Source organism: Pantoea sp. SIMBA_079, assembly GCF_046940275.1.
Taxonomy (GTDB): Bacteria; Pseudomonadota; Gammaproteobacteria; order Enterobacterales; family Enterobacteriaceae; genus Pantoea; species Pantoea borealis.
On sequence record NZ_JAWRYR010000920.1, the window covers coordinates 1 to 236 of the forward strand.

Below are 236 nucleotides of genomic sequence, written 5' to 3' on the forward strand. Positions count from 1 at the left end.
GGTCGTGCGAGATCCAGGCGAAGAACCGGCGCCGTGCGGCATCCAGCTCCGTCAACTGCCGCCGAGCTGCGGCCAGCCGCTGGGAGGCGTCGGCCAGCTGACCGGACAGCTCCGACAGCTCCCGCGACTCCGCCGTCCGTGCCTCGACGATGTGCCCGTCCCCGACCCGCCGTGCCGAATCGCGCAGGGCGCGGAGCGACCGTCGCGCAGCGCGCCCCACCAGCCAGGCGGCGGCC

The 236-nt window shown here is 75.8% G+C and carries 1 protein-coding gene; it reads right to left on the reverse strand.

Features of this window, described 5'->3' with window-relative positions:
- The coding region (locus SB719_RS22625; protein WP_412160104.1) for a hypothetical protein at positions 1-236 on the reverse strand (236 nt) is incomplete at both ends.